At 71.0% G+C, this 16776-nt stretch carries 18 protein-coding genes; 8 read left to right on the top strand and 10 right to left on the bottom strand.

The window, feature by feature from the left end:
- Window positions 1-158 precede the first annotated feature (158 nt).
- From YU1_RS0124275 to YU1_RS31040, 3 genes are all read left to right on the top strand, one after another.
- A complete protein-coding gene (locus YU1_RS0124275; protein WP_029006281.1) occupies window positions 159-1814 on the top strand; it encodes an ArnT family glycosyltransferase in 1656 nt (551 codons plus the stop codon).
- Window positions 1815-1892: 78 nt separating this feature from the next.
- Window positions 1893-2861 (top strand): glutathione S-transferase family protein, encoded by a 969-nt coding sequence (locus YU1_RS0124270; RefSeq protein ID WP_029006280.1) that lies wholly within the window; start codon window positions 1893-1895, stop codon window positions 2859-2861.
- 113 nt (window positions 2862-2974) lie between these two features.
- Window positions 2975-3880 (top strand): hypothetical protein, encoded by a 906-nt coding sequence (locus YU1_RS31040; protein WP_051357296.1) that lies wholly within the window; start codon window positions 2975-2977, stop codon window positions 3878-3880.
- Window positions 3881-3944: 64 nt separating this feature from the next.
- Here the strand turns inward: YU1_RS31040 and rplS are convergent, their stop codons facing one another.
- From rplS to ffh, 5 genes are all read right to left on the bottom strand, one after another.
- Entirely contained in the window at window positions 3945-4343 is a 399-nt protein-coding gene (rplS, locus tag YU1_RS0124260; RefSeq protein WP_029006279.1) for a 50S ribosomal protein L19, read from the bottom strand.
- A gap of 142 nt (window positions 4344-4485) precedes the next feature.
- Complete coding sequence (gene trmD, locus YU1_RS0124255) at window positions 4486-5199, bottom strand: tRNA (guanosine(37)-N1)-methyltransferase TrmD (RefSeq protein WP_029006278.1); 714 nt, start codon at window positions 5197-5199, stop codon at window positions 4486-4488.
- 51 nt (window positions 5200-5250) lie between these two features.
- Window positions 5251-5784 (bottom strand): ribosome maturation factor RimM, encoded by a 534-nt coding sequence (rimM, locus tag YU1_RS0124250; protein WP_029006277.1) that lies wholly within the window; start codon window positions 5782-5784, stop codon window positions 5251-5253.
- Between the two features lie 95 nt (window positions 5785-5879).
- Window positions 5880-6251 (bottom strand): 30S ribosomal protein S16, encoded by a 372-nt coding sequence (gene rpsP, locus YU1_RS0124245; protein WP_029006276.1) that lies wholly within the window; start codon window positions 6249-6251, stop codon window positions 5880-5882.
- 92 nt (window positions 6252-6343) lie between these two features.
- Window positions 6344-7876 carry a signal recognition particle protein gene (gene ffh / locus YU1_RS0124240; protein WP_029006275.1) on the bottom strand — a complete coding sequence of 511 codons (1533 nt, stop codon included), beginning with the start codon at window positions 7874-7876 and terminating at the stop codon, window positions 6344-6346.
- A 407-nt stretch (window positions 7877-8283) separates the two neighbouring features.
- On the opposite strand from ffh, the gene YU1_RS0124235 reads away from it, so the two are divergent.
- Window positions 8284-9204: an MBL fold metallo-hydrolase gene (locus tag YU1_RS0124235; protein WP_029006274.1), complete on the top strand. Its 921-nt coding sequence runs from the start codon at window positions 8284-8286 to the stop codon at window positions 9202-9204.
- 21 nt (window positions 9205-9225) lie between these two features.
- Window positions 9226-10185: a hypothetical protein gene (locus tag YU1_RS31035; protein WP_051357294.1), complete on the top strand. Its 960-nt coding sequence runs from the start codon at window positions 9226-9228 to the stop codon at window positions 10183-10185.
- Between the two features lie 173 nt (window positions 10186-10358).
- Here YU1_RS31035 and YU1_RS0124225 read toward each other — a convergent pair whose 3' ends face one another.
- A complete protein-coding gene (locus YU1_RS0124225; RefSeq protein WP_029006273.1) occupies window positions 10359-10580 on the bottom strand; it encodes a hypothetical protein in 222 nt (73 codons plus the stop codon).
- A 169-nt stretch (window positions 10581-10749) separates the two neighbouring features.
- On the bottom strand, window positions 10750-12075 hold the full coding sequence (locus YU1_RS0124220) for a cobyrinic acid a,c-diamide synthase CobB (RefSeq protein ID WP_029006272.1): 1326 nt from the start codon (window positions 12073-12075) through the stop codon (window positions 10750-10752).
- Between the two features lie 50 nt (window positions 12076-12125).
- Between YU1_RS0124220 and YU1_RS31030 the strand changes: the two genes are divergently transcribed.
- Entirely contained in the window at window positions 12126-13274 is a 1149-nt protein-coding gene (locus YU1_RS31030; protein ID WP_084540095.1) for a cobalt-precorrin-5B (C(1))-methyltransferase, read from the top strand.
- Window positions 13275-13279: 5 nt separating this feature from the next.
- On the opposite strand, the gene cobM is transcribed toward YU1_RS31030, so the two are convergent.
- Genes cobM through YU1_RS0124200 form a run of 3 tightly spaced genes read right to left on the bottom strand, consistent with a single transcriptional unit; the run spans window position 13280 to window position 15665 of the window.
- Window positions 13280-14041, bottom strand: a complete 762-nt coding sequence (cobM, locus tag YU1_RS0124210) for a precorrin-4 C(11)-methyltransferase (RefSeq protein ID WP_029006271.1) — start codon at window positions 14039-14041, stop codon at window positions 13280-13282.
- Window positions 14038-14424: a cobalamin biosynthesis protein gene (locus YU1_RS0124205; protein ID WP_029006270.1), complete on the bottom strand. Its 387-nt coding sequence runs from the start codon at window positions 14422-14424 to the stop codon at window positions 14038-14040. The genes cobM and YU1_RS0124205 overlap by 4 nt, the downstream gene beginning before the upstream one ends.
- Window positions 14421-15665 carry a bifunctional cobalt-precorrin-7 (C(5))-methyltransferase/cobalt-precorrin-6B (C(15))-methyltransferase gene (locus YU1_RS0124200; RefSeq protein ID WP_029006269.1) on the bottom strand — a complete coding sequence of 415 codons (1245 nt, stop codon included), beginning with the start codon at window positions 15663-15665 and terminating at the stop codon, window positions 14421-14423. Before YU1_RS0124200 ends, YU1_RS0124205 begins: the two co-directional genes overlap by 4 nt.
- On the opposite strand from YU1_RS0124200, the gene YU1_RS0124195 reads away from it, so the two are divergent.
- Both YU1_RS0124195 and YU1_RS31025 read left to right on the top strand, forming a co-directional pair.
- Window positions 15616-16452 (top strand): cobalt-precorrin-6A reductase, encoded by an 837-nt coding sequence (locus YU1_RS0124195; RefSeq protein ID WP_425339175.1) that lies wholly within the window; start codon window positions 15616-15618, stop codon window positions 16450-16452. The genes YU1_RS0124200 and YU1_RS0124195 overlap by 50 nt on opposite strands.
- A 102-nt stretch (window positions 16453-16554) precedes the next feature.
- Window positions 16555-16776, top strand: a 222-nt coding sequence (locus tag YU1_RS31025; protein ID WP_035715561.1) for a transposase, incomplete at its 3' end; no start/stop codon positions are given.

Genomic DNA, 16776 nt, shown 5'->3' with positions numbered 1-16776 from the left:
CAGTCGATCAAGAACACCCATCGCTGCCTCATCAAAGGCAGCTTTGAATCACAGATCATTCAGCCCGGGAACCCCAAGAGTCCACACTACCTAGAACTCGGGAGCGCGCCGGCTTGGCGCCGGGCGCATGCGGTTCAGCGGCGGGGAGACGGCGGGTGATGGACGGGGCGGCGGCGAGCCGGAGGACGAGCCTGGCGCTGGTGGCGCTGAAGGGCCTGCTGTTCCTGATCTTCGTGGCGCTGGCGGTGGTGCTCATCGCCGTGCAGCAGCGGGCCATGGGCGGCTATGGGTCGGAAATCTCCGCCGACAATGCCGACGAGGCCAGCCATTTCATCAGCGGCCTGATGCTGGCGGACTATGTGCGGGCGGGCTTCCCCAACCCCATGGCCTTCGCCGTCAATTACTATCTGCACCTGCCCAAGCTCGCCATCGGCCACTGGCCGCCGCTCTATTACATGCTGGAGGGCGCGCTGTTCCTGGCGCTGCCGCCCACCACGCCGGTGGCGCTGCTGCTGCCGGCGGTGCTGGCCGCGCTGCTGGTGGTGACCACCGGCTGGGTGACGGCGCGGGTGCTGGGGCCGCTCCAGGGCCTCGCGGCGGGCGCGGTGCTGCTGAGCGTGCCGCCGCTGCGCGAAGCGACCCTGGTGATCCAGCTCGACCTGCCGGTGGCGCTGCTGGGCCTGCTGGCCGCCTGCGCCTACGCCCGCTTCCTGCGCACGCTGCGGGCCGGGCCGGCGGTGGCGTTCGGGCTTCTGGCCTCCGCCGCCATCCTCACCAAGGGCACCGGCATGGCGCTGGCCCTGCTGCCGCCGCTCTGCCTGCTGTTCGGCGGCCGGTTCGAGCTGCTGCGGCGCTGGACCTTCTGGCTGCCGCTGCCCATCGTCGCCCTGCTGGCCGGGCCGTGGACGCTGCTCACCTATGCCCGCGCCGCCGCCGGCTTCCAATATGGCTGGGGCAGCGCCTTCACGCTGCTGGCCGCGCGCACCTATGCGGACGGGCTGGTCGCCGCCGTTGGTGCGCCGGTGCTCAGCCTGGCCGCGCTGGGGCTGGTGTTCGCCGTGGTGCGGGGCTGGCGGCGCAGCGCCGGGGCCGAGATCTGGATGGCGCTGGCGGCGCTGGCGGTGGGCACGCTGGCGTTCCAGTGCCTGGTGCCCGCGGGCATCGATCCGCGCTACCTGCTGCCGCTGGTGGCGCCGCTGGTGATGCTGGTGGCCTTCGGCGCCACCGCCCTGATCGGCCTGGTGACGCAGGGCTGGCCGACGCTCTCGGGCCTCGCGGTGGCGCTGGTGCTGCTGTTCGGCGCCCTGCCGGGGCTGATGGTGCGCGTGGAGAAGAAGCCCATCGGCATGGACGCCGCCGCCCAGGCGCTGCTGGCGCGGGAGGCGGCCAACCCGCTGGTGCTGGTGGGCTCCGACGCCATGGGCGAGGGGGCGCTGGTCTCCGCCGTCGCCCAGCACGACCGGGCGCGCAGGACCGTGGTGCTGCGCGGCACCAAGATGCTGGCGAAAACCGGCTGGAACGCCACCGACTACCAGCCGCTCTATGCCGACCCCACCGCCTTGCTGGCCGGGCTGGACCAGATGGGGGTGGGCTTCGTGGCGGTGGACACCACGCCCGCCGCCCAGGCCCTGCTGCACGACCGCCAGCTGCTGGCGGCGGCCGAGGCCCATCCGGACCGCTTCCACCTCGTCGCCACCTATCCCCGCGCCGACGGCGCCGGCGAGGTGCGGCTCTATGCGCTGGCGGGCAACGAGGCCAAGGTGCCGGACATGGCGGCCCTTTCCGCCCGGCTGATCGGCGACAAGGCGTTCTGACCCGGCGCCGCCTTCCGGTCTCCGGCCCGGGACCTATCTATCAAGGAGCGGGCCGCGCCGGCCCGGGAGGACGACGCGATGGGCCGCATGGTGGACGGGGTCTGGTACGGCAAGGAAGACTTCCCGACCGACACGGGCGGGCACTACACCCGGCCGGATTCGGTGCTGCGCCACTGGATCACCCCGGACGGCAGTCCCGGCCCCACCGGCGCGGGTGGATTTGCGGCCGAGCCGGGGCGCTACCACCTCTATATCGCCCGCGCCTGCCCCTGGGCCCACCGCGCCATGATCTTCCGCGCCCTGAAGGGGCTGGAGGGGATGATCGACTATTCGGTCACCCACTGGCTGATGGCGGAGGACGGCTGGACCTTCAATCCGGGCCCGGGGGTGATCCCCGATCCCAACGAGGGGGTGTCCAAGCTGCATGAGCTGTATATGCGAAGCAATGCAACCTACAGTGGACGGGTCACCGTTCCGGTGCTGTGGGACAAGCGGACGCGGCAGATCGTGAACAATGAAACCGCCGACATCATCCGCATGTTCAATTCCGCGTTCGATGCCCTGGGTGCGCGCGAAGGAGACTATTATCCGCAAGAGCTTAGGGCCGAAATCGATGCGGTGAACGACAGGGTGTATCAAACGGTGAACAATGGGGTGTACCGCGCCGGTTTCGCGGTGACGCAATCGGCCTATGAGGAGGCGGTCGGCCCGCTGTTCGAGACGCTCGACTGGCTGGAGGACCGCCTCTCCCGCCAGCCCTATCTGCTGGGCGACCGGCCGACCGAGGCCGACTGGCGGTTGTGGACCACCCTGCTGCGGTTCGATCTGGTCTATGTCGGGCACTTCAAGTGCAATGTGCGGCGGATCGTTGATTATCCTCATCTCTGGGCCTATACGCGGGCCCTCTACCAGACCCCCGGCATCGCCGGGACGGTGGATGTCTTCCACATCAAGCACCACTATTACGAGAGTCATCGCGGCATCAATCCGCGCGGCATCGTGCCGGCGGGGCCGGACATCGACTTCGACGCGCCGGTCGCCCGCTGAACGCGGAAAACCGTTTGGCCTGAACGGGTTGCGAGGGCGAACCCGGAGCGTGGGCGGGGCGGTGACGGGCCTGTGGCTTGACGGCGGCGGGCGCGCCTCGCACAAGGGCGCCGATGCGCGCGCTCAAAGATTATTCCCCTGGCGAATGGCTGTCGGCCGCCCCCCTGGTCCACCGCCTGCGGCGCGCCCGCAACCTGTTGGTGGATCACGTCTATCGCCGCCGCACGGCGCCGGGACAGGCGGCATTGGTGGCGCGCCTGAAGGCCGAGACCGCGCCCGCGCTCGCCTTCACCATCGCCTTCAATTTGCCCGAGGCCATCGCCCTCCTGGCCGACGGCATGGCCCGGTTCGCGCCGGGTATCCCCTTGGTGGTATGCGATAATTCCAGCCGTCCGGAGGCACGGGCGGCGATCGCGGCGCTGTGCGCGGAACGGGGCCTCGCCTATTGCCCGCTGCCCGCCTCCCCGTTCCGGGGCGGCACCAACGGCTCGCGCTCCCACGGGGTGGCGTTGAACTGGGTGCTGCATGCCCTGATCCGCCCGGCCCGGCCCAAGGTGTTCGCCTTGCTGGATCACGATCTGGTGCCGCTGGCGCCCGTGGACCTGCCGGCCCTGGTCGCCCGGCAGCCGGCCTATGGCATGGTGCGCCATGGCACGCAGTTCGGCGGCTGGTTCCTGTGGCCGGGCTACAGCGTGTTTGATTTCAAGGCGTTAGAGGGGCTGGCGCTGGATTTCGGCACCGACACGCCGCTCACCCTCGACACCGGCGGGCAGAACTGGACGGTGCTGTTCCGGGGCCTCGATCTCGCCGGCCTGGCGCAGGCCCGTACCCGCACCGCCTGGATCGCGGACGGCGCCACCGGGGTGCGGGAGCCCTATCTGCTGGCGGACGGCTGGCTGCACGTGGGCGGCGCCGGCCACCGGGGCGGCGGGGCGGCGGCCCTGGCCACCGTGCGCGCGGCCTATGAGGCTGACCCGGAGGGCCTGCTCGGACGCCTGCTGGAAACCGCAACCGACTGACAAGGCATAAAAAAAACCGCCGGGCGCACCCGGCGGCTGATGCTCGCGAAGGAGGCGGCGCGGCTCACTCGGCCGCAGCGGCGCCCTTGGCCTTCTTGGCGCGGTCGTCGGTGCGCTCGGCGATACGGGCCGACTTGCCGCGACGGTCGCGCAGGTAATAGAGCTTGGCGCGGCGGACCTTGCCGCGGCGGACCAGCTTGATGCTGTCGATCAGCGGCGAATAGATCGGGAACACACGCTCCACGCCTTCGCCGTAGGAAATCTTGCGGACGGTGAAGCTCTCGTTGAGGCCGCCGCCGTTGCGCGCGATGCAGACGCCTTCATACGCCTGGACGCGGCTGCGCTCGCCTTCGACAACCTTCACGTTCACGATGACCGTGTCGCCCGGCTGGAAGTCAGGGATGGTCTTGTTCTCGGAGAGGCGAGCAGCCTGCTCGGCCTCAAGGGTCTGGATGATGTTCATTGTCGCCAACCTTTTTGCAGTCACCGCAGAACAGCCCGCGAAGGCCGTGCCCCGGCGCCACATCGTGTCGTTGTAAGTTAAGGGACGCGGCTCAGATACAGGAGAATGGGGCAGATGTCATGTCCTTTCCTTCATTCTCCTGTCACGTTCCCTGATCCTCTCCGCGCTCCGCTCCCTTGACCAGAAGGTCCGGCCGGCGCGCACGGGTGACGGCCTCGGCCTGGGCTCGCCGCCAGGCGGCGATGCGGGCATGGTCGCCGGAGGTCAGGACCTCGGGAATGCCTGCGCCTTCAAAGAGTTGCGGACGGGTGTACTGGGGATATTCCAGGAGCCCGTCGGAGAAGCTCTCCTCCGTGCCGCTCTCGGTCTTGCCCATGACGCCGGGGATCAGCCGGACGCAGGCGTCCAGCGTCAGCAGCGCCGCCGCCTCGCCGCCGGACAGCACCACGTCGCCGACGCAGACTTCCTCCAGGTTGCGGGCGGCGATGATGCGCTCGTCCACCCCCTCGAACCGCCCGCACAGGATGACGGCGCCGGGACCGGCGGCCAGCTCCCGTACGCGGCCCTGGGTCAATGGACGGCCGCGCGGGGTCATCAGCAGCCGGGGGCGCGGGTCGTCGGTGGGCGAGACCGCGTCGATGGCGCGGGCCAGCACGTCGGCGCGCATCACCATGCCGAGGCCGCCGCCCGCCGGCGTGTCGTCCACCGAGCGGTGCTTGTCGATGGCATGGTCGCGGATCTGCACCGTCTCCAGCGCCCACAGGCCGTTGGCCAGCGCCCGCCCTGCCAGCGAATGGCCGAGCGGGCCCGGAAACATCTCGGGATAGAGGGTGAGAACGGTGGCGCGGAAGGTCATGGCGGAGGAATGGGGGAGGGCGGCGGCGGCGTCAATCGCACCGCCTCACGCTCAGCCCTGGTCGGCCTCGTCCGGCGGGGCTTCCTCGGGGGTGGCGTCGGGCACCACGACGATGCGGCCGCCGGGCACGTCCACCACCGGTACAGCCGCCTTGGTGAAGGGCAGGAGCAGCGTCTTGCCGCCGTCGACGGGGGTGTATTCCAGCACGTCCCCTGCGCCGAAATCGTGCATCGCCAACACCTTGCCGATGACCGTTCCGGCCTGGTCCTCGACCCGGAGGCCCATGAGGTCGGCGTGGTAGAAGGTCTCCTCGTCCTCCGCCGGGGGCAGGGCGTCACGGGGCACGAACAGGTCGGTATTGGTGAGCGCCTCGGCCGCCGTGCGGTCCGGGATGCCGTCGATGCGGGCGACGAAATGGTCCTTCGCCGGGCGCAGCGACAGCACCTTGAAGCGGCGCTTCCCGCTCTCGTCGGTGAGGGCATAGTGCTTCAGCGCAAGCGGGTCCTCGCCGAAGGGAAACAGGCGCACTTCGCCCTTCACGCCGTGCGGCGCGCCGATGCGGGCGATGAGGATGCGGTCGGTCATGCGGCGGCTCGGGCCTTGCGAAACAAGCCCGGCGCCCGCGAAGGGGCGCCGGGAAAAACGGGCGGGCGCGGCGAAGCCGTGCCCGCGGCAGCCGATCACTCGGCGGCGGGGGCTTCCTCGGCGGCCGGCTCGGCGGCCTTGGCGGCACGCTCGGCAGCGCGCTCCTGGGCCTTCTTGCCCGGCTCGCCCTTCTTCGGGTTGCTGCGGGCTTCGCGCTTCAGGAGGCCCTGGGCGTCGAGGAAGCGGGCCACGCGGTCGGTCGGCTGGGCACCCTTTTCGAGCCAGGCCTTGGCCTTCTCGGTGTCGAGCACCACGCGCTCGGCCGCATCCTTGGCGAGCAGCGGGTTGAAGGTGCCGATCTTCTCGATGAAGCGGCCGTCGCGCGGGGAGCGGGCGTCGGCCACCACGATGCGGTAGTAGGGGCGCTTCTTGGCGCCGCCGCGGGCGAGGCGGATCTTCAGGGACATGGGAATTTTCCTTTCAGTGTCGATGTAAGCGTTGTGTCTTCGGGTTTAATCGGCCACCCGCCGCAGCCCGTTCCGGGCCTGGCGAGGCGGCGTCATTTCTTCTTCGAGCCGCCGAGGCCCGGCAGGCCGGGAAAGCCCTTGGGCATGCCGCCGCCAAGGCCGGGCATGCCGCCCGGCAGCTTGCCGCCGGGGAAATTCGGCGGCAGCCCACCACCGAGGCCGCCGGGCATCTTCTCGGCCATCTGCTGGAGCGCCTCGGGCGAGGGGCCGCCGGCGCCCATGCCCATCATGCTGGCAAGCCCGGCGAGCGGGCCGCGCTTGCCGGCGGCGCCGCCCATGGCCTTCATCACGTCCGCCATCTGGCGGTGCATCTTGATGAGGCGGTTGATCTCCTCGACCTTGGTGCCCGAGCCGGCGGCGATGCGGCGCTTGCGCGAGGCGTCGAGCAGCTTGGGATTGCGGCGTTCCTTGCGCGTCATCGAGCCGATGATGGCGGTCTGGCGCTTGAACACCTTGTCGTCGAGATTGGCGGCGGCGATCTGGTTCTTCACCTTGGCGACGCCGGGCAGCATGCCCATGAGGCCGCCCATGCCGCCCATCTTCTGCATCTGGGTGAGCTGGTCGCGCAGGTCTTCCAGGTCGAAGACGCCCTTGCGCATCCGCTCGGCGGTGGCGCGGGCCTTCTCGATGTCGATGTTTTCCGCGGCCTTTTCCACCAGGGCGACCACGTCGCCCATGCCGAGGATGCGACCGGCGACGCGCTGCGGATCGAAATCCTCCAGCGCGTCCATCTTCTCGCCGGTGCCGAGCAGCTTGATCGGCTTGCCGGTGACCGCGCGCATGGACAGCGCGGCGCCGCCGCGCCCGTCGCCGTCGGCGCGGGTCAGCACGATGCCGGTGAGGGTCACGCGCGAATCGAAGGCCTTGGCGGTGTTCACCGCGTCCTGGCCGGTGAGGCTGTCGGCCACCAGCAGCACTTCGTGCGGGTTGGTGGCGGCGCGCACCTCGGCCACTTCGGCCATCAGCGCTTCGTCGAGCGTGACGCGGCCGGCGGTGTCGAGCATCACCACGTCGTAATTGCCGAAGCGCGCCGCATCCATGGCCCGCTTGGCGATCTGCACGGCACTCTGTCCGGGCACGATCGGCAGGGTGTTCACCTCCACCTGGGTGCCCAGCGTCGCCAGCTGCTCCATGGCCGCCGGGCGGCGGGTATCGAGCGAGGCCATGAGCACGCGGCGCTTGCCGCGCTCGGTCAGGCGCTTGGCGATCTTGGCGGTGGTGGTGGTCTTGCCCGAGCCCTGGAGGCCGACCATCAGGATGGCGACGGGGGCGGGGGCGTTGAGGTCGATGGGCTCGGCGTCGGAGCCGAGCGTCTCCACCAGCGCGTCATGGACGATCTTGACGACCATCTGGCCGGGGGTCACCGACTTGATGACCTCCACGCCCACGGCGCGGGTGCGGACCTTGTCGGTGAAGGCGCGCACCACATCGAGGGCGACGTCCGCCTCGATCAGCGCCCGCCGCACCTCGCGCATGGCTTCCCCGACGTCGGCCTCGGTGAGAGCGCCGCGTCGCTTCAGCTTGTCGAGTATGCCGCCAAGGCGGTCGGAAAGGCTGTCGAACATGGGTCCGTCCTGGTCCCCCCGGCCGGGGCCGGGGTTGGGTTTCGCAAGAATGGCGCTGGCCGTTCCGCCGGTCGTGCGCCGCGCACGGTGTCCCAGACATGGGGTCCGGGCCCGTGGGCGCAACGACAATCGCGCCCGAGGGCGCATCGCGCTGTCGGGCGGTGACCTCCAGGCTCTCGGCCCGGTCGGCGGATCGGCAGTGCCGTCCTCTTGAAGCGCGGGTCTTTAACACTCCCGAAGCGGCAAGACAATGGCCGGCCCGCGCGATGCCGGCGCCTGCGGCTGGCGCACGCTTGCGCGAGGCTTGAGCGGCGGCGGCCGCCGCGTTGTGGGCCAAGGTCCCGGTCGCTAGGTTAACGCGAGCTTTTCCCCTTGGGCAGATGCCCCATGCAGTGTTGAGAGGTCCGATGCCGCCCTCTTTGTCCCGCCGTGCCTTCCTGTCCGGCGCCGCGGCCCTCCCTCTGGCCGCCACGCTGCCGCGGGCGGGCCTGACCTTGCCGCTGAACGCGCCCTTCACGGTCGGCGCCTTCACTGTGCTGCCGATCCTCGATGGTCCGTTCGGCCTCTCCCCGGTGCTGATGCCGCAGGCCGAATCGATGGAGGGCGAGAAGCTGGTGGAGCGCGCAGGCCTGCCGGCGCAGGGACCCTGGCCGCAGCCGGTCAATGTCTTCGCCATCAAGCGGGGCGAGCATACCTATCTGGTGGATGCCGGCGCCGGGGCGACCCTCGGCCCGGACCTCGGCAAGGCGGCGGAACGGCTTGCCGCTGTCGGCGTGGATGCCGCCAAGGTCGAGGCCGTGCTGATGACCCACCTGCATGCCGACCATGCCGGCGGCCTGATGGCGGCGGGCGGCGGCGCTTTCTTCCCCAACGCCGAGATCGTGGTGCAGCAGGAGGAGGTGGCGTTCTGGACCGACGACGGCGCCATGTCCCGCATGCCCACGGCCATGGAGGCCATGTTCAACATCGCGCGCGGCGCGCTGACCGCCTACAAGGGGCGGGTGCGCACCGTTGCGGGCGCTGGAACGGCGGTGCCCGGCATCTCCTTCGTGCCGCTGCCGGGTCATACGCCCGGCCATGCCGGCCTGCTGCTGGCGGACGGCAAGGACCAGTTCCTCATCTTTGCCGACACCATCCATTCCGCTTTGCTGCAATTCCCCCATCCCTCCTGGACGGTGGTGTTCGACGTCGACCAGTCCCTCGCCGCGGCGACCCGCAAGGGCATCCTCGACCGGCTGGTGACCGACGGCATTCCCGTGACCGGCTCGCATATCGCCGACCGCGGCCGCATCGTGGCGCGGAACATGGGATATGCCATGGTGGATTGAGCGCGGCGGGGGAGATCGATCATGGCGTTCGGATGGGGGCGGGCGCCTGCGGTCTTTCTTGCGCTGATGCTGGGCCTGCCGCTCGCGGCCGGGGCCGAGCCGCTGGCCGTGGAGGTACGCAACGACAGCCGGCCGACGCTCTGCGCCGAGACCGACAATGTCGCGCTGACCTTTTCATCGCCCGCCGTTTCATCGCCCGCCGTCGCCCGCTTCCGCATCACCGCGGTGCATCCGGCCTATATCGGCACGCTGGCGGTGGACCGCACCGCGGCTGATTTCACCGCCTGCGACATGAGCGGCGATCCGGCGGTGCCGGCCGCGCCGAAGCGCGTCACCTTCTACGAGACGCCCGATCTCTGGCTCACCGGCTACACCTTCCCCTCCTTCTGGCGCCCAGCCGCCGTGCCGTTCCGCGTTGGCGACAAGGTGGTGGAGGGCTTGCACATGGTGCAGCTGTGGGTGCGCCACGCGGAGCGGGCGGAAGAAGTGATGGTGGTCTACCCACCGGACGGATACTGGCGCGCCCGGCCGTTGCCGCCCGCCCATCTCGGGGCGGCGGGCTACGGCTCGTCCTTCCTGGTGGGGCCGGTGGAGACCGACGGGCGCCCGCTGGTGAAGCTGAAGGAGATCGCCTTCGATCCCGCGACACGCACCTTCTCGCTCGCCTTCGCCGGCGGCGGCGGGGCGCGCCTGCGGCTGGCGCAGCTCGACCGGGAGCAACTGGCGCTGGAGGTGACGCTCGATGGCGCCATCACCGGCGCGCCGTTCGCCGCGCTGCGCTCCATGTATGTGACCGAGTTCAATGCCGACGTGACCCGCCTCGCCTGGAAGGCGCCGGGGCGGCCGGGCTGGAGCGAGGCGCCGGTCATGGATTTCGCCGGCGGCAAAGCGAGCGAACTATGGGCCGGGCGGCTCGTTCCCTCGCGCCACAACACCAGCGCGCCGGACATGGTGTTCGGGCCGTTCGAGGCCGGGAACTGACAACGGCGCTGGACGGCGCCGCCACGGAGCGCGCTTTCCAGCGAACCGGATCATCTCTTCGCAGCCCGGCGCGCGACACCGCGCGGCCCGGCGGGCGGTCCGCAAGCTGGGATGCCACGCGGATGCGGCCTTGCGAAGGTGGGGAAGCGGCGTCGGGCGGCTTGGCGGATGCCTTATCGCACGCAGGTGATGGAGTGGAACGGCACCACCTGTTCCTTGTGGTTGTCACCCGCCGCGATGTGGCATCGCAGATAGTCCCGGCCGACGCTCATGGGGGCATAGCCGGTGATGGTCGTGCCGCCGACCACCTGGATCACGATGGCCTGACCGTCCTTAGCGCTGACGATGTCGACAATGGCCTGGCGGAAATCATCTTCCTTGTGCTGGCAACGCATCAAACGTCCTCCCTGTGCTGAGACGCTTCTTTGCAACCGGCGTGCGGCCCTCTCTGGCTCGTTGATTCAAGTATAACGCCGAACATTGAAAAAAAGACATGCGACAGGCGAGCGTGCGACATGAGCGACGCGCGGGGCGAAGCCTGTTCCGGCCAGAGGTGCGAGGCGCTCAGCCGACGGCGGCGATGGCGTGGAAGAAGGCGCCCGTCACCCGTCCGCGCCGGCTGCCGGAGGCCCCGAGGCTCGCGCCCTGGCTGTCCTTGAGATCGGCGAGCGGATCATCCGCGCCGCGCGCCAGCACGGTGGCGTAATGGAATTCGTGCCCGCGCACCTGCGATCCCGCGGGACCGATCGGCGTATCCGAGAGAAGTCGCGCCTCGCGATACCCAAGATTCATCTTGCGCTTGGCGAAGCTGGTCTCGAGCGCCAGCAGCCCGGCCATGGCGTGGCGGCTGCCGTCCGCGTCCACCAGCCCTTCGCCCAGCACCATGTAGCCGCCGCACTCGCCATGCACCGGACGGGTCTGGGCGAAGCGGGCGAGGCCGGCCTTGAAGGCGTTGGCACCGGCCAGCGCGCCGCCGTGCAGTTCGGGATAGCCGCCCGGCAGCCAGCAGACGTCGGCGGATGGGTCCGGCGCCTCGTCGGCCAGCGGTGAGAAGGGCAGGATCTCCGCCCCCGCCCGCCGCCAGTGGGCCAACGCATGGGCGTAGACGAAGGAGAAGGCGGCATCCCGGGCGAGGGCGATCCGCTGGCCCGGCGGCGGCAGCAGGCCCCTCGGCGGCGTATTCTTGAGTGGGAGCGGCGTTGCCAGCGTAAGGATGGCGTCGAGATCGAGATGGCGTTCCGCCATGGCGGCGAGCGCATCGAGCCGCGCGTCGAGGTCGGGATGCTCGCCCGCCTGCACCAGCCCGAGATGACGCTCCGGCAAGGCAAGGGTGGCATCGCGCGGAATGGCGCCGACCACGGGCAGGCCGAGCGGCGCCATGGCGTCCCGCACCAGGCGGATGTGCCGCTCGCTGCCGACGCGGTTGAGCAGCACGCCGCCGATGCGCACGGCGGGATCATGGGTGGCGAACCCGCGTGCCACCGCCGCCGCCGTCTGCGACTGGCCGGAGACATCCAGCACCAGCAGCACCGGCAGGCCGAGCCTCGCGGCGATGTCGGCGCCGGCGCCGGTGCGGCCCGGCGCGGCGGGTACGCCGTCGAACAGGCCCATGGCACCTTCCACCACCAGCAGGTCTCCGTCCTCGCCCGCCTCGGCCACGAGGTGGCCGACGAGATCCGGCGGCATGGCCCAACTGTCGAGATTGAGCCCCGGCCGGCCGGTGGCGGCGGCATGGAAGGCGGGATCGATATAGTCCGGCCCGGACTTCGCGGCCCGCACGGCGACGCCCCGCCGGGCGAGCGCCGCCAGCAGGCCGAGCGTCACCGTGGTCTTGCCCGAGCCGGAGCGCGGCGCACCGATGAGCAGCCCCTTGAGGCCCTCGTGGCTCATGGCCGGGCACCCCCGTGACGGACGGCAAGGCGCGGCCTATGAAGGGGCCCATGAGCGGCGCGGATACGCAGGATCAAGACGGGCCTTTCGCGGAGCAGCCGGACGGCCCCGCCGATCCGAACCTGCGCCGCGGCTGGACCACGGGCACCTGCGCCGCCGGCGCCGCCAAGGCGGCCTTCGCCGCGCTGGTCACCGGGCATTTTCCCGATCCCGTCGAAGTGGAGCTGCCCAGCGGCGCCCGTCCGGCCTTCGCGCTGGCCACCACCTTCCGCGACGGTGACGGTGCGCGGGCCGGCATCGTCAAGGATGCCGGCGACGATCCCGATGTCACCCACGGCGCGCTGGTCTGCGCCACGGTGCGGCGTGGCGTCCTCGGCGCGGGCGTGACCTTCCGCGCGGGGGAGGGGGTCGGCACGGTGACCCGGCCGGGCCTGCCCGTCGCGCCGGGCGAGCCGGCCATCAATCCGGTGCCGCGCCGCATGATCGCGCAGGGCATCGCCGAAGTGGCGCAGGCGGCGGGTGTGCCGGCCGATGCGGAGGTGGAAATCTCCATTGCCGACGGCGCGGCTCTGGCCAGGAAGACCCTGAACCCGCGCCTCGGCATCATCGGCGGCCTGTCCGTCCTGGGCACCACGGGGGTGGTGATTCCCTTCTCCTGCTCGGCCTGGATCCACTCCATCCATCGCGGCATCGACGTCGCCCGCGCCATGGGCCTCGACCATGTGGCGGGCGCCACCGGCTCGGCGTCCGAAGCCGCCATCCAGGCGCTGCACGGCCTGCCCGAGACGGCGCTCATCGACATGGGCGATTTCGTCGGCGGCATGCTGAAATATCTGCGTGCCCATCCGGTGCCGCGCGTCACGGTGGCGGGCGGCGTCGCCAAGATGGCCAAGCTCGCCCAGGGGCTGCTGGACCTGCATTCCAAGCGCGGCAGCCCGGACCTCACCGCCTTGGCGCATCTGGCGCGGGAGGCGGGCGCGGATCTCGACCTGGCCGACCGCATCGGCAGTGCCAACACGGTGGCCCAGGCCTTCGAGGAGGCCGGTGCCGCGGGCATCCCTCTGGGCGACGTGGTGGCCGCGCGCGCCTGGGCGGCGGCCGCGCCCGTGCTGCGTGGCGCGGGCATGGAGCTGGAGATCGTGGTGTTCGACCGCGACGGCGCCCTCATGGGCCGCGCCCCGTTCCGTCCGGCGGGCTAGGCGCGTCACGTCCCCATGCCCCGGAAGCGGCGGACATAGTCCACATTGTAGAGCGCGCTCTCGCGGAAATCGGCCGCGCCGAGCGCCGGGCCGACCAGGATCAGCGCCGTGCGGGCGATGGGATCCGCCGCCACCTGGGCGGCGATGGTGCCGAGCGTGCCGCGCAGGACGCGTTCGTCAGGCCAGCTCGCCTTCACCACCACGGCCACGGGGCAATCGGCGCCATAGACGGGCGTCAGCTCGACCACCACCTGGTCCAGCGCGTGGATGGCGAGATGGATGGCGAGCGTTGCTCCGCTGGCCGCGAAGGTGGCCAGCTTCTCGCGCTCCGGCATGGCGGAGGCGCGGCCGGACACGCGGGTGAGCACCACGCTCTGCGCCACCTCCGGCACGGTCAATTCGGCGCGCAGCGCAGCCGCCGCCGCCGCGAAGGCGGGGACGCCGGGGGTAAGCGTATAAGCGATGCCCAGCCGGTCCAGGCGGCGGATCTGCTCGGCCACCGCGCTGTAGACGGACAGGTCGCCGGAATGCAGCCGCGCCACATCCTGCCCGACCTCCTGCGCGGCGACATATTCCTGCTCGATCCGGTCGAGATCGAGCGGGGCGGTATCGACGATGCGCGCGCCCGGCGGGCAATAGGCCAGCAGGTCCGGCGAGACGATGGAGCCGGCATAGAGGCACACCGGGCAGCGGGCGATGAGATCCCGGCCGCGCACGGTGATGAGGTCCGCCGCGCCGGGGCCGGCGCCGATGAAATGGACGGTCATTGGGCGGGGCCGCTCCTGGCCAGGGCGCAGGTAACGGAGCCGAGCGCGAGGCGCGGCCCGAGCAGCTGGGCATCGAGCCCGCAGGCGGCGAGCGCGGCGGTTTCCGCCGCCGAGGGAATGCGCAGTAGCGCGACGACGCGCTCGGAATGGGTCTGAGCCCGCTCCGCCATGGCCTCCAGCTGGCCCTGGGGTACCAGTACCAGGGGCAGGCCGAGCTGGGCGGCGGCCTCCGCTATGCCGGCCTCCCCGCCTTTCACGGCCGGGGTGGCGATGACCTTGAGCATGTCGCGGGTGAGGTTCACCCTCTCCAGAGCGGCATCGATGGCCGCAAGCACATCCTCGGCGGTCACCCCGCGCTTGCTGCCCACACCGGCGACGATCATGCCGCGTCTCCCTCCGGCTTCACATAGCTCCACTGGGTCACCGGCATGGCCGGGCGCCAGCCGGTCATGCCCTTCACCGGCACGGCGCGCGACACCGCAATGCGGGTCAGGCTGCCGCCGAGGCGGGCGTAATGGTCGAGGAGCACGGCTTCGGTCTCCAGCGTCACGGCATTCGCCACCAGCCGCCCGCCCGGCTTCAGCGCCGCCAGTGCGCCGGGGAGCACGCCGGGCTCCGAGCCGCCGCCGCCGATGAAGACGACGTCGGGCCGGGGCAGGCCCACATAGGCGCCCGGCGCCGCGCCGATGACGAGCGACAGGTCCGGCACGCCCAGCGCCGCCGCATTGGCGCGGATGCGCGCCGCGCGGGTCTCGTCCTGCTCGATGGCGAGCGCCGACAGGGAGGGATGCGTCAGCAGCCATTCGATGGCGATGGAGCCCGCGCCGGCGCCCACGTCCCACAACACTTCGCCGTGGCGCGGCGCGAGGGCGGCGAGCGTCATGGCGCGGATCTCGCGCTTGGTCAGCTGGCCGTCATGGGCGAACAGTTCGTCCGGCAGCCCGCAGGTGAGCGGCAGCACGGCGGCTGCGGGTGACGCCCGAACCTCCAGCGCCAGCACGTTGAGCGGGTCCACGTCGGACAGGTCGAAGGCATCCGCACGGGCCTCGCGGATGCGGGCACGGGGGCCGCCCAGGGCTTCCAGCACCGTGAGCCGCGTGCCGCCGAAGCCGAGGGCGGACAGGAGCGCCGCCACCTGCGCCGGGCCCTCACCATCGGAGGTCAGCACCAGGATGCGAGCGCCGGGCTGGAGGAAAGGCCGGATGCGGCCGATCTCGCGCCCGTGGAGGGAAACCTGCGCCGTCTCCTGCAGGGGCCAGCCGAGCCGGGCCGCCGCGAGGCTGAAGGCGGACGGCGCCGGGAGAACGCGCATCTCGCTTGCCGGAACGTGCCGGGAGAGGGTGGCTCCGACGCCGTGCAGGAAGGGATCGCCGGAGGCGAGCACGCACACCCTGCGGCCACGCGCCGCCACCACCTGCGCGATACCCTCCGAGAAGGGGCTCGGCCATGGGCAGGAGGTGCCGCGCACGAGATCGCCGGCGAGTGCCAGATGTCGGGCACCGCCGAACACCAACTCCGCCTCGGCGACCAGGGCGCGCGCGGCCTTGGAGAGGCCGTCTGCGCCATCCTCTCCAATGCCGACGATGGACAGCCAGGGCGGTGCTGCGGCAGTGTCCCCCGCCATGTCAGGTCCCTCGCTCAACCAAGCCGTATCCATGCCGCGTCGCATCCTCATCCTTGGGGGGACAGGGGAGGCCCGGCGGCTCGCCGCGCGACTCGCAGGCGAGAAGAAACTCTATCCCATTGTGTCGCTTGCGGGCCGCACCGAAAACCCCGCGCAGATGCCTGTCCCCGTCCGCGTGGGTGGCTTCGGCGGTATCGACGGGCTGCGCGCCTATCTCACCGCCGAGCGCATCGCGGCGGTGATCGACGCGACCCATCCTTATGCGGCGCAGATGTCCCGGCACGCGGCGGCGGCCTGCGCGGCGGAAGGCGTGCCGCTCCTCGCCCTGCGGCGGCAGCCATGGAAACCGGTCGCCGGTGATCGCTGGCGCGAGGTGGAGGGCGTACCGGGCGCTCTCGCGGCGCTGGGTGAGACACCGCGCCGCGTCTTCCTCGCGCTGGGGCGGAACGAGGTGCGCGCCTTCGAGGCCGCGCCCTGGCACGCCTATCTGGTGCGCAGCGTCGATCCGGTCGAGCCGCCGCTGGCGGTGCCCTACGCCGATTACGTGGTGGCGCGCGGCCCCTTCACGGCGGAGGGTGATCTGGAACTGCTGCGCGGCCACCGCATCGCGGTCATCGTCGCCAAGAACAGCGGCGGCCCCGCCACCTACGGCAAGATGGAAGCCGCCCGCGCGCTGGGTCTTGAGGTGATCCTGCTGCGCCGGCCCGCCGTGCCGCAGGTGCCGGCGGTGGAGACGGTGGAAGAGGTGGCGCACTGGCTTGAGACGGTGAAAGCACCGGATGCCTGAAGCCGGATCCGAGCACATTGAATCGCGCTCTAGGTAGTGTGGACTCTTGGGGTTCCCGGGCTGAATGATCTGTGATTCAAAGCTGCCTTTGATGAGGCAGCGATGGGTGTTCTTGATCGACTGGTGCTTGGGGATGAGCAGTGGGCGCGGATAGCGCCGCACATCATCGGCGACGAGCGGACGCGCGGCTCTTCGGGCCGGGACAATCGTATGTTCATCGAGGCGGTGCTGTGGATCGTGCGCACCGGCTCGCCTTGGCGCGATCTGCCGGAGCTGTTTGGAGAATGGAACACCGTCTTCCGTCGCTTCAGCCGCTGGAGCCGG

The sequence above is a fragment of the Azorhizobium doebereinerae UFLA1-100 genome, from assembly GCF_000473085.1.
GTDB lineage: Bacteria > Pseudomonadota > Alphaproteobacteria > Rhizobiales > Xanthobacteraceae > Azorhizobium > Azorhizobium doebereinerae.
Note: the sequence above shows the minus strand (reverse complement) of the source record. Positions and strands in the feature narration are given on the sequence as shown.